Below are 15,801 nucleotides of genomic sequence, written 5' to 3' on the forward strand. Positions count from 1 at the left end.
GGGTCGAATGGGTTGCGTGGGTCGAGTCGTATGCGGGGTGTTCTGTTCGACGGGCGGCAGACCGTGGTGGTGGATGACCTGGAAGTGCGGGAGCCGGGGGCCGGGGAAGTGCTCGTCGCTGTCGCCGCCGCCGGGCTGTGCCACTCCGATCTGTCGGTGATCGACGGGACCATTCCGTTCCCCCGGCCTGTCGTGCTCGGGCACGAGGGGGCCGGGGTGGTGGAGGCCGTGGGGGCCGGGGTGACGCATGTCGTCGCTGGGGATCATGTGTCGCTCTCCACGCTGGCCAACTGCGGGACCTGCGCCGAGTGCGACCGGGGGCGGCCGACCATGTGCCGCAAGGCGATCGGGATGCCGGGACAGCCGTTCTCCCGGGGCGGGAAGCCGGTGTACCAGTTCGCCTCGAACTCGGCGTTCGCGGAGCGGACCGTGGTGAAGGCGGTGCAGGCCGTGAAGATCCCGAAGGAGATTCCGCTGACGTCGGCGGCGTTGATCGGGTGCGGGGTGCTGACCGGGGTGGGGGCGGTGCTGAACCGGGCCCGGGTCGATCGGGGGGACTCCGTGGTCGTCATCGGGACGGGGGGAGTGGGGTTGAACGTGCTGCAAGGGGCCCGGATCGCGGGGGCGTCGAAGATTGTCGCCGTTGATTCGAATCCGGGGAAGGAGGGGGTTGCCCGGTTGTTCGGGGCGACCGAGTTTCTGGGGGACGTGGGGGAGGTGCGGGGCGTCCTGCCGGACGGGGCCGATCACGTCTTCGAGTGTGTGGGGCGGGTGGAGCTGGTGCGGGCCGCGATCGATCTGCTGGACCGGCATGGGCAGGCGGTGCTGCTCGGGATGCCGGCGGCCGACGCGGAGGCGTCCTTTGTGCCCGCCGCGTTGTTCCTGGACAAGTCGGTGCTCGGGTGCCGGTACGGGTCGTCTCGGCCGCAGCGGGATATTCGGCTGTACGCGGATCTGTACGGGGAGGGGCGGCTGTTGCTGGATGAGTTGGTGACGCGGACCTATCCGGTGGAGGAGTTCGGGGAGGCGGTTGCGGATGCGGAGGCCGGGCGGGTTGCTCGGGGGGTTTTGACGTTCTAGGGGCCCGCCTGGAGGGAGGGTGGCCGTCTGGGGTTTCGTTGGCGGCTGTCGGGTGCGTTCCGATAGGTGTGTGGTGGGTCCGGGGCCGCCCGGGGTATGTCCGTGCTCGCCATCTTGATGGCCTCGCCGCTTGCTTCGCCGGGCGCTACCGCGTGCCGCTGTGCTGCGCGCGCACATACCCCGACCGTCCCCTCCCGTCTCGTACGCGACCGGAGGGCAGTGGTGTGCTCGGTTCTCCGCCCCCTCCCGGCCGCCGTCTTCTGTCTCGTGGGCGGCTGAGCGCCGGTAATTCAAGCCCCTCCGGCGCTTGAGGAGCGGGGTCTGGGGTCTGGGGCGGAGCCCCGGGGCTGGGGGACAGCCCGGCTGATACAGCTCAACCCGCGGAGCGGAACGTTCGGCGGTAGGTGGTCGGCGTCACCCCGAGCGCCGACTGCAAATGCATCCGCATCGACTGCGCCGTACCGAACCCGGCGGCACCGGCCACCTGGTCCACGGAGAGCGCCGAGGTCTCCAGGAGATGGCGGGCACGCTCGACGCGTTGCTGGGTGAGCCACTGGCCGGGGCTGAGGCCGGCCTCTTCGCGGAAGCGGCGCGTGAAGGTGCGCACGGACATGGATTCCTGCTCGGCCATGTCGCGGAGCTGGATCGGTTCGTGGAGGCGGGCCAGGGCCCAGGCGTGGGCCGCCGTGGTGGTCGCCAACTGGGTTTCGGGTACGGGGCGTTGGATGAACTGGGCCTGGCCGCCGTCGCGGTGCGGGGGGACGACGGTGCGGCGGGCGACGTCGTTGGCGACGGCCGTGCCGTGGTCGCGGCGGACCATGTGCAGGCACAGGTCGATGCCGGCGGCGACCCCGGCGGAGGTCAGGACGTCACCGTCGTCGATGAAGAGCACGTCCGCGTCGACCCGGACCGAGGGGAAGAGCTCCTGGAAGCGGGTTGCCTCCGCCCAGTGCGTGGTGGCGGGGCGGCCCTCCAGACAGCCCGCGGCCGCGAGGACGTAGCTGCCGGTGCAGATGGAGACCAGGCGCGTGCCCGGCCGGATGCGGGAGAAGGCCGCCTTCAGGTCCTCGGTGAGGCGGCCCTCCTCGTATACCGGGCCGAGTTCGTAGGACGCCGGGACGATCACTGTGTCGGCGGTGGCCAGGGTCTCGGGGCCGTTCTCGACCAGGATCGCGAAGTCCGCGTCCGTCTGGACCGGGCCCGGCTCGCGGACCGCGACCGTGATGACCTCGTAGAGCGGCTGCATGGCCGGAGTGCGGGCCTTGCCGAAAATCCGTTGTGGGATGCCCAGTTCGAACGGGATCAGGCCGTCGAGCGCGAGCACGGCCACGCGGTGCCGGGGAACACTCATGGCCCGATCCTAGCGAATGCTGTCGTTCGGGCCACTCGTGCGGGATCGTGCGGTGGCGGAGGCTCTGGATGTGACGACGACAGAGATTCATGACTCCCCCGGCACCCGTGGCCGGCGCGGCGGCCGAGGGTTCCACCGGGCCTGGGCCGTGGCCGCGGTCACCTTCGTGACGATCATCGGCTCCGCCGCCTTCGCCTCGCTGCCCGGACTGCTCATCGAGCCGCTGAACCATGATTTCGGCTGGTCGCGGGGGACCATCGGGTTCGCCGTGTCCGTGAACCTCGCGCTGTACGGGGTGACCGCTCCGTTCGCCGCCGCTCTGATGGACCGGTTCGGGATACGGAAGGTCGTCGCCTTCGCCCTGTCCGTCATCGCCGTCGGATCGCTGCTGACCGTCTGGATGACCGCCGCCTGGCAGCTCGTCCTGTACTGGGGTGTGCTGGTCGGGCTCGGCAGCGGGTCGATGGCGCTCGCGTTCGCGGCGACCGTCACCAACCGCTGGTTCGTGGCCAAGCGCGGGCTCGTCACCGGCATCCTGACCGCCGCCGGAGCCTCGGGGCAGTTGGTGTTCCTGCCGCTCCTGTCGTGGATCGTGCAGCGGCACGGATGGGAGCCCGCCGCCGTCACCGTGGCTCTCTCCGCGCTCGCCGTGGTGCCTTTCGTGTGGTTGCTGCTGCGGGATCACCCTGCCGACGTGGGCGTGAAGGCTTACGGGGCAAAGGAGTTCGTGGCGAAGCCGGGCCCGGTGGGCGGGGCCGCGCGGCGTGCCGTCGGCGTGTTGTTCAAGGCCGCGCGGACCGGGCCCTTCTGGCTGCTCGCCGGTACGTTCGCGATCTGCGGTGCCTCCACGAACGGGCTCGTCAAGACGCACTTCGTGCCCGCCGCCCACGACCACCACATGCCGGTCCAGGCCGCCGCCTCGCTGCTCGCGGTCATCGGCGTCTTCGACATCATCGGGACGATCGCCTCGGGGTGGTTCACCGACCGGTTCGAGGCGCGACGGCTGCTCGCCGTCTACTACGCGCTGCGCGGGATCTCGCTGCTCTTCCTGCCGATGCTGCTCTTCCCGACCGTGCATCCGCCGATGGTTCTGTTCATCGTGTTCTACGGACTGGACTGGGTCGCCACCGTGCCGCCCACCATCGCCCTGTGCCGCGAGCACTACGGCGAGGACAGCGCCATCGTCTTCGGGTGGGTGCTCGCCTCGCACCAGGTGGGTGCCGCGGTCGTCGCGTTCCTGGGCGGTGTGGTGCGCGACGTCACCGGCTCCTACAACCTCATGTGGTACGCGTCCGGGGCGCTGTGCGCCGTTGCCGCTCTGATGTCGCTGGTGATCCGGCGGGGGCGGGAGACGGGGGCCGCTGCGCCGGTCGCCGCTGTCGCCGCGGGGTGAGGTGCTCTCAGTCGCCCAGGCGGGCGAAGCGGCCACGGTGGAAGAGGAGGGGAGCCCTCTCCTCGGCGTGAGTGCCCAGGGCGGTGACCCGGCCGACCACGATCAGGTGGTCGCCGCCGGTGTGGACGGCGTGGATGGCGCAGTCGATCCATGCCGCGGCGCCGTCGAGCCGCGGGGAGCCGGACACCGGTGCCGAGGTGTGGTCGACGCCGGCGAACTTGTCGGCTCCGCTGACCGCGAATCCGCGGCACAACTCGCCCTGGTCCGCGCCCAGTACGTTCACGCAGAAGACGCCCGCGCGGGCGATCCGCGGCCACGTCGTCGACGTACGGGCCACCATGAACGCGACCAGCGGCGGGTCGAGGGAGAGTGACGCGAAGGACTGGCAGGCGAACCCCGCCGGGCCTTCGCCGGGTGCGCCGGGCGGGGCCGTGACGACGGTGACGCCGGTCGCGAAGGTACCCAGGACGCGGCGGAACTCGGCCGGGTCGACGGGGGCGCGCTCGTCGTCGCCGACGGCGCGCAGTTCGGGCCGGGGCAGCGGCTCCACGGGGCCCGCCGTGGTGGGGGCGCCGACCGACCTGAGGTACCGGACGACGGTGGCCGCCATCCCTGCGTGTCCCATCATGGTTCCCAGTGAAGCTGACGGATCGTCAGATTGGAAGGGATGGGTGGAAGGGGTATGGCTGTGGGCTGCCGTCCGTCAGCGGCCCCGGTAGTGCGGGTGGCGGCGGTCCACGAAGCTCGTGACGCCCTCGTTCGCGTCGTGCGTGGTCATGTTCAGCTCCTGCGCCGTCGCCTCCGCCGCGAACGCGGTCGCCCGGTCGGAGTCCAGGGACGCGTTCACCAGCTGCTTGGTGAGGGCCAGGGCGCGGGTCGGGCCGGTGGCGAGACGTTCGGCCCAGGCCCGCGCCGTCTTCGCCAACTCGGCGTCCGGCACGACCCTGTTGACGAGCCCGATGCGTTCCGCCTCGGCGGCGGGCAGCGCGTCGCCGAAGAACATCAGCTCCTTCGCGCGCTGCGGACCGACCAGGCGGGGCAGCAGATAGGCGCCGCCGCCGTCGGGCACCAGGCCCCGGCGCACGAACACCTCGATGAAGCGGGCCGACTCCGCCGCCAGTACGAGGTCGCAGGCGAGGGCGAGATGCGCGCCGAGTCCTGCCGCCGTGCCGTTGACCGCCGCGATCACCGGCTTCTCGCAGTCCAGGACCGCGGCGATCAGGCGCTGGGCGCCCAACCGGATCGTGCGGGAGACATCGCCCGCGACCCGCTCCCCGGCCGCGGGCGCCCCGCGCAGGTCCGCGCCCGCGCAGAAGCCCTTGCCGGTCGCGGTGAGGACGACGGCGCGTACGTCCGGGTCCGCGGAGGCGGCGGCGAGCAGCTCGATGACGCGTTCGCGCTGGTCCCAGGTGACGGCGTTCATGGCCTCCGGGCGGTTCAGGGTGATCCACGAGACGTTGTTGTCAGTGGCGTGCAGTACCAATGAGTCCAGAGGGGGCGGGGGTGGGGGCAGGGGTGGAGGTGGAGGCGGGGGTGGCGGTGTCATGGGGAGCTCCGTTCCGAGAGCGGGTGCGGGTGCGGGTCAGCGGCAGACGGCCAGCGCGTCGAGGGCGACCGCGCCCTGGCCGCGCGGCAGCACCATCAGCGGGTTGATGTCCAGCTCCGCGAGGTCGTCTCCGAGTTCGAGCGCCATGCGCTGGACCCGCAGCACCACCTCGACCAGCGCGTCGATGTCCGCGGGGGGCGCTCCCCTGACGCCGTCGAGCAGGGGGCGGCCGCGCAGTTCGTCCAGGGCGGCGCGGGCCTGGCGCTCCCCGAAGGGAGGTACGCACACGGCGGTGTCCCGCAGGACCTCGACGAGTACGCCGCCCAGGCCGACGGTCACGGTCGGGCCGAACAGGTCGTCGTGCGTGACCCCGACGACCATCTCCACGCCCCGCTCGACCATCTGGCAGACGAGGACGCCGTCGAGCCCGATGCCCTCGTAGCGGGCGATGTCGGTGAGTTCGCGATACGCGTCCCTGACCTGGCTCGCGGACGTCAGCTCGATCTTGACGAGGCCGAGCTCCGACTTGTGCGCGAGCTGTGGCGCCGATGCCTTCATGACGACCGGGTAGCCGACGAGCGACGCGGCGCGCACCGCGGCTGCCGCGCTGGTCACCAGCTGCTCGCGCGGTACGCGGATGCCGTATGCCCGCAGCAGTTGCTTGGCGGCGTGCTCGCTCAGCTGGTTGCCGGGGCGCATCAGGGCCTGTGCCTTGCGGAAGGAGGGCGACGGGGTGCGCGGTGCCTCGTCGAAGGGCGAGCGGTAGGAGGCGGTGAAGCGGTGGTGGTCGAGGTAGGCGCGGACGGCGGTGATGCAGTTGGCGAAGGTGCGGAAGGTGGCGACCCGGGACGAGCCGAGGAGCGTCTCGCGGTACGCGGCCTCGGTGCCGACCGGCGAGCCCCACACCACGCACACCAGCTTGTCCGTCCGCTCGGCCGCGGCCACCAGGTCCTGCGCGAGCTTGTCGCTCATCGGGGGGAAGGGGCCGGTGATGGGGCAGATGAGCACGCCGACGGACGGGTCCGCGAGGATCGCGTCGATGATCTTGCGGCCGCGGTGGTCGCCGACCGGGTGGCCGCCGTTGTCGACCGGGTTGGCGACGTTCAGGTACTCGGGGATCCACTCGTGCAGTTCGGCCTGCTTGGCCTCGGGAAGGGTCGGCAGGGTCAGACCCGCCGCCGTCGCCAGGTCCGAGAAGTGGGCGCCGGTGCCGCCGGATATGGAGTAGACGACGACTCCGTCGGACTGTGGCGGCCTGGCTCGCGCCAGCAGGGCGGCCGTGTCCTGGAGTTCGTCGAGGCCGTCGACGCGGATCACGCCGAACTGCCGCATCGCCGCGTCCACGACGGTGTCCGCGCCGGTCAGCTTCCCGGTGTGCGAGGCGGCGGTGCGCGCGCCGGTCTCGGTCCGCCCCACCTTCACCGCGACGACGGGTACGCCCTCGCGCGCGGCCCGGTCCGCGGCGAGCAGGAAGGACCGTCCGTCCTTGAGCCCCTCCACGTAGCAGGCGATGGCGCCGACCTCGGGGCGCTGGGCGAAGTAGGAGATGAAGTCGGCGGTCTCCAGGTCGGCCTCGTTGCCCGTGGGGGCCCAGTGCGAGAGCCGGATGCCCAGCTCCTGGAGGGCGAAGACCGGGCGCCCCTGGTGGCCGGATTGCGTGATGAGCGCGATGGCGGGCCCGTCGAGATCGTCGCGGAAGCGCTCGAAGGCGTTGAGGTTGGTGTTCGGGCCGAGCAGTCGCAGGCCCGAGCGTTCGACGGTCGCCGCGAGCCGCTCCTGCGCGGCCGCGCCCGCCTCGCCGGTCTCGGCGAACCCGGAGGCGAAGGCCACCGCGAACTTCACCTTCGTATCCGAGAGTTGCTCGATGACCGGGAGCGGGTCGGCGACCAGCAGCACGGCCAGGTCGACCTGTTCCGGCAGGTCGGCGACGGACGGGCGGCAGGGCAGCCCGAAGACCGACTCCCGCGTGGGATGCACCGGATACAGGCGGGCGCCGACCCGCTCCGCCCAGCCCATCAGCTGGCGGGTGATGCCCGTGTTGGGGCGTCCCTCGGCGTCGGACGCCCCGACGACGGCCACGGACTCGGGCCGGAAGAACCGGTCCAGGTCCGGTACCTCGCCGTGCAGTGGCCGTCCGCTGACGTCCCGCTCGTCGGTGCCGGTCCTGCCGTGCACGGCAGGACCGGGCTGCTCGCCGCAGGCGATCACGCGGGCCCGGCGGGAGTCGGTGGTCAGGGTGCCGTAAGTCGATCCAAGCATCGGTCCGCCCCGCTCCTGTGTGACAGCGACAACTCTGACGTGAAGCTCTAACTGACGCCCAGTCAGATTACTTAACTGACGCTCCGTCAGGAACAGGGCTGCACGCAAAGGCTGGAGCGGATGCGGTGCCGATGCCGTACCGGCGGCTCTCTTCGGTTCTCCTCGGTTCTCTTCCGCTCTCTTCGCTGCGCGGATTCTCTTCTTCTGCCCGCCGCGGGGACGGTCCGAACGGGGGCGGGGCCGGATGGCGTGGAGTGGTCGGTGGGCGCTCGCGGAGTGCGGTTGCCCGTCAGGCGGACTTGGCCAGCGCCCGGCCGATCCGGTCCGCGTCCAGCGCCAGTTCGCGGAGCATGCCGCTGATCGGGTTCGTGTACCCCGAGAAGTAGAGGCCGGGCGCCGTCGGCAGGGTGCGGGCGCCGTGCGGGCGGGGGCGGCCCGTCGCCGGGTCGAGGACGCCGAGGTGGCCCACCAGGTCCTCCAGGCCCTGCCGGTAGCCGGTCGCCGCGATGACGGTGTCGGGGGTCAGGCGCGTGCCGTCGGCCAGGACCACCTCCGCGCCCTCGAAGGATGCCACCGCCGCCACGGGGCGCACCTTCCCCGTGCGGACCGCGTCGACGAGCCCGACGTCCTGGACCGGGATGGCGCCCTCGCGCGCCCGCGAGTACAGGCCCGTTCCGGGGCGCGGCAGTCCCTGCGCCGCCAGGTCCGGCACGCTCAGCCTGCCCAGGGGGACGGCGAGGCGGTCGACGAGCCACACCGGCAGGCGGCGGCAGAGGATGCCGGTGCGCTGGGCCGGCCAGCCCAGCGTGGAGCGGCGCACGATGTGCGGGGCGGTGCGCACCGCGATCCTGACCCGCGCGGCGCCGCCCTCGACCAGGTCGACGGCGATCTCGGCCCCGGTGTTGCCGATCCCGACGACGAGAACGTCCTGACCCGCGTAGGGGGCGGGGGAGCGGTACGCGCTCGCGTGCAGCAGGGTCCCGGTGTACGAGGAGGCGCCCGGCCAGTCCGGCAGCCGCGGGGTGTGGTTGTGGCCGGTGGCGACGACGACCGCGGCGGCCGTCAGCTCGCGGCCGCCGGTGGCCCGCAGCAGCCATCCTTCGCCGTCCGGCGCGCGGTCGACGCGGGTGACCTCGACCCCGGTGACGACTTCCAGATCATGGAACTCGGCGTACTTCTCCAAGTAACGCACGACGTCGTCGCGCGAGACCCAGCGGCCGAAGCGGCGCGGGATCGGCAGTCCGGGCAGGCTGGAGAGGCGGCGCGTGGTGTGCAGGTGGAGGCGGTCGTAATGGCCGCGCCAGGAGGCGCCGACCCGGTCGGACTTCTCCAGGACGACGGCCCGCACACCGTGCGCCTTGAGGCCCGCCGCCGTCGCGAGCCCGCCGGGGCCGCCGCCGATGACGTACACGGGCGGGCGTTCGTGGCTGCGGGCGGCCGGTGAAGGGTTCGGGTCGGTCATGTGCGGGAGCGTAATCGCGCGCCAAGTTGATGGGTCTCGGTCAAGATCTGAACCGGTTGCGAATTGATCACGGTGTCCACGTGGGAGGTCTCGCGGGTACGGGCTCTTGCGCGCACGGCGCCGCATGCGCTGAACTGACGTCCCGTCAGAAACCGATCGGGAGGCGGCTGTAGCGCATGGACGCGATAGGGCTCAGCGGCGCCGAATGGCTTGCCGTGCTGCGCATCGGGCTCGGCCTGTGGTGGCTGGAGAGCTGGCGGCACAAGGACAGGAAGAGCTGGTTCGAGAGCGGCAGCGGCATCGCGTGGGCCGCGGACGTGGCGGGCAAGCACCGGTGGGCCGCGGTGCGCAGCGGCTTCGACGCCGTCGTGAAGCCGCGGCCGAGGGTCATGGCCTACCTCGTCGTCTACGCCGAACTCGCCCTGGGGCTCGGCCTGATCGCGGGGTTCCTGACGCCGGTCGCGCTCATCGGCGGGCTGCTGCTCAATCTCCTGTACTTCCTGCTCATGATCCACGACTGGGCCGAGCAGGGGCAGAACGCGATGATGGGCCTCGCCTCGCTCGTCGCGCTGTTCGCCATGTCCTGGCAGACCTGGTCCCTCGACCACGCGATCGGACTGTTCTGATGGCCACGGCCGGCGACCCGACCGGAGCCGCGACCGCGACCGAAGCCGCGACCGGGACCGCGACCGGGGCCGCGACCGCGACCGGGGCCGCGACCGAAGCCATGACCACCGCTGGTGTCGGCGTACGGTTCGACGTGCCCGAGCCCGATGCCTTCACCCGCGCCTACTGGGACGCGGCCGCCGAGGGGCGCTTGCTGCTGCGGCACTGTGCCGCCTGTCGGCGCGCGCATCACTATCCGCGCGAGTTCTGCCCGTTCTGCTGGAGCGACGACCCCGGGGTCGTGCGGTGGCGCGTCGCGAGTGGGCGTGCCGTGCTCTACACGTGGTCCGTGGTGCACCGGAACGACCTGCCGCCGTTCGGCGCCCGCACCCCCTATGTCGCGGCCGTCGTCGACCTCGCCGAGGGCCCGCGGATGATGACGGAGGTCGTGGACTGCGCGGCGGCGGACCTGCGGATGGGAATGCGCCTCCAGGTCACCTTCCGGCAGGACGGCGGGGGCGCGGGGGGTGTCTATGCCGTGCCCGTGTTCCGGCCCGCGGGGCTCGAACGATCCGCGACTGAGGCAGGGCTCCGGTCCTCACGGCCACAGCAGTGAGGTGGCCCAACTCTCGTCTTGCCTCGTGTACTTGAGGCGCAGGTGTCGTCGGCGTGCGTCGCCCTGGAAGAATTCCACCTCGTACGGTTCCAGTTCGTACACCGTCCACGTCGGTACGGACGCGTTCGGCTCGCTCCGCGCCCGTTCCCAGGCGGCCTCTGAGGCCCGCACCAACTCTGCCTGTGACGACAGGGGTTCGCTCTGGTGCCCGACCAGGGCCGAGGCGAGCGCACCCGTCGAGCGGGCGTGCAGATCGGCGTGCGCGACCCCGGCGGGGGCCGTGCGGACCGTGCCGCGCACCCGGATCTGGCGGCCCTGCGCCGGCCAGTAGAAGCCGAGCGCCGCGAACGGGTGCGCGGCGAGCTGCCGGCCCTTGGCGCTCCCGGAGTGCGAGGCGAAGTGCAGGGAGCGGTCGTCGGCGCCGTGCAGCATGACGGTGCGGACATCCGGGCGGCCCTCGGCGTCCGTGGTCGCGAGCGACGGGGTGTGCGGCTCGGTCTGCCCGGCCGCCACGGCCGCCGCGAACCACTCCACGAACAGGGGCAGCGGTGTCTCGGGGGCGGCGTCGAGGTCGAAGGCGGGCAGCTCGGTGTCCCAGACGCGCAGGGACCTCAGCAGGGTTTCCATTTCCCGGTCGGCTTTCATGACCCGATTGTCGCTGGTCGGCGGCCGAATCAGGGCTTGGCGCCGCGCGGTATCGGGCCGGCGGAGCGGCCATGGGCCATGCGGGGTTCCGGAAGCAGGCGGACGGTGCCTGCTGATGAAGCCCGATCGACGGCACCGCCAGCCGGTCAGTCCCGGCCCAGGACCACCGTCCCGGCCGAGCAGAACCATCCGCCCGTGCCGGAGGCCACCGCGAGGGCGGGCGGGGAGCCGTCCGGCCGGTGCGCCTGGTGTCCGCCCGCCTCGCCGCGTAGCTGCCGTACGGCCTCGACCAGCAGAAACAGGCCGCGCATGCCCGGGTGCTGGGCGGAGAGCCCGCCGCCGTCCGTGTTGGTCGGCAGCTCCCCGTCGTGCCGCAGCCGGCCCTTCTCGACGAACGCCCCGCCCTCTCCCTTCGCGCAGAACCCGAGGTCCTCCAGCGTCACCAGCGTCATGTACGTGAACGCGTCGTAGATCTCGGCGATGTCGATCTCGGTAGGCCGCACCCCGGCCCGCTCGAAGGCGAGCCGGCCGCTCACCGCCGCCGGGGAGACCGTGAAGTCCGCCCACTCGGACATGGTCGTGTGCGATACGTACTCGCCCGAACCGAGCACCCAGACCGGCGACTTGGCGCAGTCGGGCACCAGGTCCTCGGCGACCATGAGTACGGCGGCGCCGCCGTCGGAGCGGATGCAGCAGTGGAGTTTCGTGAACGGGTCGGCGATCATCGGCCCGGCCAGGACGTCGTCGACGGTGATCGGCTCGTGGAACATGGCGTCGGGGTTGCGGGACGCGTTCTGCCGTGCCTGGACGGCGACTTGGGCGAGCTGTTCGAGCGTGGTGCCGTACTCGTGCATGTGGCGGCGGGCCGCCATCGCGTACTTGGCGATGAGCGTGTGGCCGTAGGGGACCTCGAACTGCAGCGGACCCCGCGCCCCGAACGACAGGTTCGACGTGCGCCGCTTCGCCTTGATGTCGGCACGGGCCGTGGAGCCGTAGGCCAGGAGGACGGCGCGGGCGTGCCCGGCGGCGATGGCGTCCGCCGCGTGGGCCGCCATGACCTCCCAGGTGGAGCCGCCGACCGAAGTGGAGTCGACCCAGCGGGGCTTGAGGCCCAGGTACTCGGCGACCTCGACCGGGGCGAGCGTGCCGAGGCCCGCGCTCGCGAACCCGTCGACGACGTCAGGGGTGAGCCCGGCGTCGGCGAGCGCGCGGCGCGCGGCCTGGGCGTGCAGGGCGTAGGGAGTGGCGTCGTCGACGCGGCCGCAGTCGGAGAGGGCGATGCCCGTGATGGCGGCCTTACGGTGGGGGCCAGTCATATATCTGACGGTACATCAGTTGTCGGGCTCCGTAACGGGTGCGTCCCCCTCTGGGCATACGCGGCCGTCGGCCCTAACATGACGACCCGTCAGAAAGGGGCCCGCATGGACGCCAGGTTCACCGAGGAACAGCAAGAGATCCGCCGCACCCTGCGCGAACTCACCACCAAACGCTGCACCCCGGACGACGTCAAGGCCGCGGCCCGCACCCCGTCCGGCCACGACCGTGCCCTGTGGGGCACCCTCGGCGCGGAGCTCGGACTGCCGGGGCTCGCACTGCCCGAGAACCGGGGCGGCGCCGGCGCCGGGATCACCGAGCTGGCGCTGGTCGAGGAGGAGCTGGGGCGGGTCCTCGCGCCGACCCCGCTGTTCGCCACCGGCGCCCTCGCGGCCCCGCTGATCGCCGCCCTGGGCACCGAGGGGCAGCAGGCGGCGCTGCTCCCGAAGATCGCCGACGGGAGCCTGACCGCGGCCCTCGCCGTGCCCGGCACCGGGCTCGCCACCGCCCTCGGCCTCGTCGCCGACAACACGGGCGACTGGGCGGGCGGCGGCCGCGCGGGCGGGGTGCAGGCCACCCGGCGCGGCGACGGCTGGCGGCTGTACGGACAGGCCGAGCAGGTACTCGACGGGCACAGCGCAGGACTGCTCCTCGTCGCCGCGCACACCGGAGGCTTCGCCCGCTCCCGGACCCTGCTGTTCCTCGTACGGGACGACGCCACCGGACTCGTACGCACACGGCAGACCTCCCTCGACGAGACCCGACCGCAAGCACGCGTCGAACTCCGTGACGTACGAGCGGAGTTGCTGGGGAGCGAGGACGCCGAGGTGGCGGGCGCGCTCGCCGCCACCGGTGACATCGTCGCCACGCTGCTCGCCGCCGAGGCCGTCGGCGCCGCCGACCGGGCCCTGGAGCGGACGGTCGAACACGTCAAGGAGCGCGAGCAGTTCGGCCGCCCCATCGGGTCCTTCCAGGCGGTCAAGCACCGCCTGGCCGACGTGTATGTACAGGTCCAGGCGGCGCGCTCGGCCGCGTACTACGCCGCCTGGGCCGCGAGTGTCCAGGACGGCGAACGGGTCGGCGGGCTCGCGCTCGCCCAGTGCCTCGAAACCCTGCGCACGGCCGCCGCCGAAGCCGTCCAGCTGCACGGCGGCATCGGCTTCACCTGGGAGCACGACGCGCACCTCTACCTGAAGCGGGCCACCGGCGACGAGCTGCTCTTCGGGCCCGTGCACCTGCTGCGGGCCCGCGCGGCAGGGGCCGCCGAGCTCTTCGCGCCGCGGGCCGGGGTGAGCGCCTGATGGCCCCGCCAGGCATCCGGATCGTCCAGAAAGTGTCGTCGACCAGGGCTTTCGCCCGCGTCGCCCCGCACCTCATCCCCGCCATGGACCGCGCCGTCCACCGCCTCACCCGCGGCAAGGTGCTGCTCAGCGCCCAGATGCTGCCGGGCGTGGTGCTCAGTGTCCGCGGCGCGAAGAGCGGGATCGTGCGGCGCACCCCGCTCGCCTGTATGCCCGAGGAGGGGACGGGGACCTGGCTGCTGATCGGGTCGAACTTCGGGCGGCCCGGACATCCGGCCTGGACGGCGAACCTGCTGGCGCACCCGGACGCCGAGATCAGCTGGCGGGGCGAGGACATCGCGGTACGGGCCCGGCTGCTCAACTCCCAGGAGCGGGAGGAGGCCTGGGCCGCCGCGCTGAAGTTCTGGCCACCGTACGCGGCGTATCAGGCGCGGGTGGACCGGGAGATCAGACTGTTCCGGATCGAGAGACGCTGACCCCCACTGCAACTGCAACGGCGGCGGCTCACGCTGAACACGCGAACCGCCGCCGCACGACAGGACCAGGAAGGGAAAGGGGGGTGGGGAAGGGGCTACTTGGTCGGCTTCTTCCCGGTCACGCCCAAGTAGACCAACAGGGCGAGATTTGGCTTCAGTTCGGCCTGCTTGACGCCCCAGCTCTGGAAGCCCTTCTGGTGCGAGGCGACCGCCGCGAGCATCGCGACCAGCGAACCGGCCACCGCACCCGGGCTCACGTCCTTGTCGACCTTGCCCTTGTCCTGGAGCTCCTTGACAGCATTCGCAAGGGAGTTGTTCACCGAGTTCAGGATCTTCATACGGAGCTTGTAGAAGCGCTTGTCGCCCTCGGCGGCACCGAGGTCGACGACGCGCAGAATCGCGTCGTTGCGCCGCCAGAACTCCAGAAATCCGTCCACGAGTTCCTGAGCGGTGGCCCACCCCGCCTTGCCGACCCAGGAGCGGTCGGCGACCAGCTCCGTCAATCCGGCACCCTCGGTGGCCATTTGTTCGGCGATCTCCAGGACGGCACCCTCGACGTCCGGAAAGTACTGGTAGAACGTCGCGGGTGAAGTGCCCGCCTTTCGGGCCACATCAATGACTTTGACGTCCCGGTAGGGCGAGGAGCTGAGCATCTCGCCGAGGCAGTCGAGCAGCTTCTGACGTGTTGCCTGACCACGCCGTCCGGCCACACGGCCGTCGACGGTACGTACTTGTCCTGTCATGCCGTCAGCTTACCGAGGGGTGATCGGAGCGCGATCTGACCGACTGCAAATGGGGTTGGGGCCCCTCGGACAGGGCCGCGAACAGGGCCACGAGCAGGACGGCCGGGGCGGCGGGCAGAGCGTGCACCGGAGCGGGAGAGGGACCGGCCGCCGGACAAAAGCGGTGGCCGAGGGGCTGGAATTGGCCAGACGCACGAACCGGAGGCACATGGCCCCGGCAGCCGGGCCTAGCGTGACGTCATGTACCCGGATTTCCCCGAGGGCGCCCCGTGCTGGGCCGATGCCCGGCTGCCCGACGTCGAGGCGGGCAAGCGCTTCTACGGATACCTCTTCGGGTGGACCTTCGACGAGGGCGCGGGAGCCGAGCGCGGCTTCTACACGGCGGCGTACGGCGAGGACCGGGCCGTCGCCGCCCTCGCCCCGGGCGGCACGGGCTGGACCGTGCATTTCGCGGTACGGGACACGTACGCGGCCGCCGAGAAGGTCGCCGCGTACGGCGGGCGCATCGCGGCAGGACCCTGGTCCGACGGCGCCGTGGCCACCGTCGCGCTCGCGGCGGGACCCGAGGGCGCGCTGTTCGGGCTGTGGCAGGCAGGCAGCCACCAGGGCTTCGAGCGGACCGGGGCACCGGGCACACTCTGCCGCGCCGAGTTGTGGACCCCGGACGCGACGCTCAGCGACTCCTTCTATACGGCCGTGTTCGGCTATCCGGCCCCGCTGCCCGACCCCGCCGAGATGTACGCCCCTGACCTGCGGATATGGCGGGCGGGCAGCCCCGAGGCGGCCGGTCCCGCCGTCCCCGGGACGAGCCGCCGGCGGGTTTCGGGGCAGGCCGCCCGCTTCCTCCTGTACTTCGGCTCGGCGGATCTGCCCGGCACCTGCGCCGAGGCGCTCCGGCTCGGCGGACACATCCGGGTGGCGCCGCAGTCAACCCCGTACGGGCGGATCGCGGTCCTCATGGACGACCAGGGTGCGGATTTCGCGGTGTGCGCCGCCTGAGGGGAGCCGA

General features: G+C 72.1%; 15 protein-coding genes. 7 read left to right on the forward strand and 8 right to left on the reverse strand.

All coding sequences use genetic code 11. The features are described 5' to 3' along the window. Window positions 1-30 precede the first annotated feature (30 nt). Window positions 31-1,080, forward strand: coding sequence for an alcohol dehydrogenase catalytic domain-containing protein (locus ACIREE_RS06640; protein WP_404147246.1), 1,050 nt, complete (start codon window positions 31-33; stop codon window positions 1,078-1,080). 373 nt (window positions 1,081-1,453) lie between these two features. Here the strand turns inward: ACIREE_RS06640 and ACIREE_RS06645 are convergent, their stop codons facing one another. Then, a complete protein-coding gene (locus ACIREE_RS06645; protein ID WP_404147249.1) occupies window positions 1,454-2,431 on the reverse strand; it encodes a GlxA family transcriptional regulator in 978 nt (325 codons plus the stop codon). Between the two features lie 16 nt (window positions 2,432-2,447). On the opposite strand from ACIREE_RS06645, the gene ACIREE_RS06650 reads away from it, so the two are divergent. Then, on the forward strand, window positions 2,448-3,824 hold the full coding sequence (locus tag ACIREE_RS06650; protein WP_404147251.1) for an MFS transporter: 1,377 nt from the start codon (window positions 2,448-2,450) through the stop codon (window positions 3,822-3,824). Window positions 3,825-3,831: 7 nt separating this feature from the next. On the opposite strand, the gene ACIREE_RS06655 is transcribed toward ACIREE_RS06650, so the two are convergent. From ACIREE_RS06655 to ACIREE_RS06670, 4 genes are all read right to left on the reverse strand, one after another. Further along, window positions 3,832-4,449, reverse strand: coding sequence for a flavin reductase family protein (locus ACIREE_RS06655; RefSeq protein ID WP_404148183.1), 618 nt, complete (start codon window positions 4,447-4,449; stop codon window positions 3,832-3,834). A gap of 78 nt (window positions 4,450-4,527) precedes the next feature. Then, window positions 4,528-5,247: an enoyl-CoA hydratase/isomerase family protein gene (locus ACIREE_RS06660; RefSeq protein ID WP_404147254.1), complete on the reverse strand. Its 720-nt coding sequence runs from the start codon at window positions 5,245-5,247 to the stop codon at window positions 4,528-4,530. Between the two features lie 159 nt (window positions 5,248-5,406). Next, the gene (locus ACIREE_RS06665) at window positions 5,407-7,629 is read right to left on the reverse strand and encodes an acetate--CoA ligase family protein (RefSeq protein ID WP_404147257.1); all 2,223 of its coding nucleotides are present in this window, start codon (window positions 7,627-7,629) and stop codon (window positions 5,407-5,409) included. 289 nt (window positions 7,630-7,918) lie between these two features. After that, window positions 7,919-9,091 carry a flavin-containing monooxygenase gene (locus ACIREE_RS06670; protein WP_404147260.1) on the reverse strand — a complete coding sequence of 391 codons (1,173 nt, stop codon included), beginning with the start codon at window positions 9,089-9,091 and terminating at the stop codon, window positions 7,919-7,921. A gap of 176 nt (window positions 9,092-9,267) precedes the next feature. Here ACIREE_RS06670 and ACIREE_RS06675 point away from each other — a divergent pair, with 176 nt between their 5' ends. Both ACIREE_RS06675 and ACIREE_RS06680 read left to right on the forward strand, forming a co-directional pair. After that, a complete protein-coding gene (locus ACIREE_RS06675; protein WP_404147262.1) occupies window positions 9,268-9,717 on the forward strand; it encodes a DoxX family protein in 450 nt (149 codons plus the stop codon). Between the two features lie 101 nt (window positions 9,718-9,818). Further along, window positions 9,819-10,313: a Zn-ribbon domain-containing OB-fold protein gene (locus ACIREE_RS06680; RefSeq protein WP_404148186.1), complete on the forward strand. Its 495-nt coding sequence runs from the start codon at window positions 9,819-9,821 to the stop codon at window positions 10,311-10,313. Here ACIREE_RS06680 and ACIREE_RS06685 read toward each other — a convergent pair. Both ACIREE_RS06685 and ACIREE_RS06690 read right to left on the reverse strand, forming a co-directional pair. Continuing rightward, window positions 10,296-10,958, reverse strand: coding sequence for a pyridoxal 5'-phosphate synthase (locus ACIREE_RS06685; RefSeq protein ID WP_404147264.1), 663 nt, complete (start codon window positions 10,956-10,958; stop codon window positions 10,296-10,298). The two genes, ACIREE_RS06680 and ACIREE_RS06685, sit on opposite strands and share 18 nt — an antisense overlap. 146 nt (window positions 10,959-11,104) lie before the next feature. Further along, on the reverse strand, window positions 11,105-12,274 hold the full coding sequence (locus ACIREE_RS06690; protein ID WP_404147267.1) for a thiolase C-terminal domain-containing protein: 1,170 nt from the start codon (window positions 12,272-12,274) through the stop codon (window positions 11,105-11,107). A 105-nt stretch (window positions 12,275-12,379) separates the two neighbouring features. On the opposite strand from ACIREE_RS06690, the gene ACIREE_RS06695 reads away from it, so the two are divergent. Next, window positions 12,380-13,573, forward strand: coding sequence for an acyl-CoA dehydrogenase family protein (locus tag ACIREE_RS06695; protein ID WP_404147270.1), 1,194 nt, complete (start codon window positions 12,380-12,382; stop codon window positions 13,571-13,573). Continuing rightward, window positions 13,573-14,049, forward strand: coding sequence for a nitroreductase family deazaflavin-dependent oxidoreductase (locus ACIREE_RS06700; RefSeq protein ID WP_404147273.1), 477 nt, complete (start codon window positions 13,573-13,575; stop codon window positions 14,047-14,049). The genes ACIREE_RS06695 and ACIREE_RS06700 overlap by 1 nt, the downstream gene beginning before the upstream one ends. Before the next feature lie 95 nt (window positions 14,050-14,144). Here the strand turns inward: ACIREE_RS06700 and ACIREE_RS06705 are convergent, their stop codons facing one another. Then, on the reverse strand, window positions 14,145-14,792 hold the full coding sequence (locus ACIREE_RS06705) for a TetR family transcriptional regulator (RefSeq protein WP_404147276.1): 648 nt from the start codon (window positions 14,790-14,792) through the stop codon (window positions 14,145-14,147). Window positions 14,793-15,032: 240 nt separating this feature from the next. Between ACIREE_RS06705 and ACIREE_RS06710 the strand changes: the two genes are divergently transcribed. After that, window positions 15,033-15,791, forward strand: coding sequence for a VOC family protein (locus tag ACIREE_RS06710; RefSeq protein ID WP_404147278.1), 759 nt, complete (start codon window positions 15,033-15,035; stop codon window positions 15,789-15,791). Window positions 15,792-15,801 lie beyond the last annotated feature (10 nt).

The sequence above is a fragment of the Streptomyces sp. NPDC102467 genome, assembly GCF_044765445.1.
In the GTDB taxonomy this organism is placed as follows: domain Bacteria; phylum Actinomycetota; class Actinomycetes; order Streptomycetales; family Streptomycetaceae; genus Streptomyces.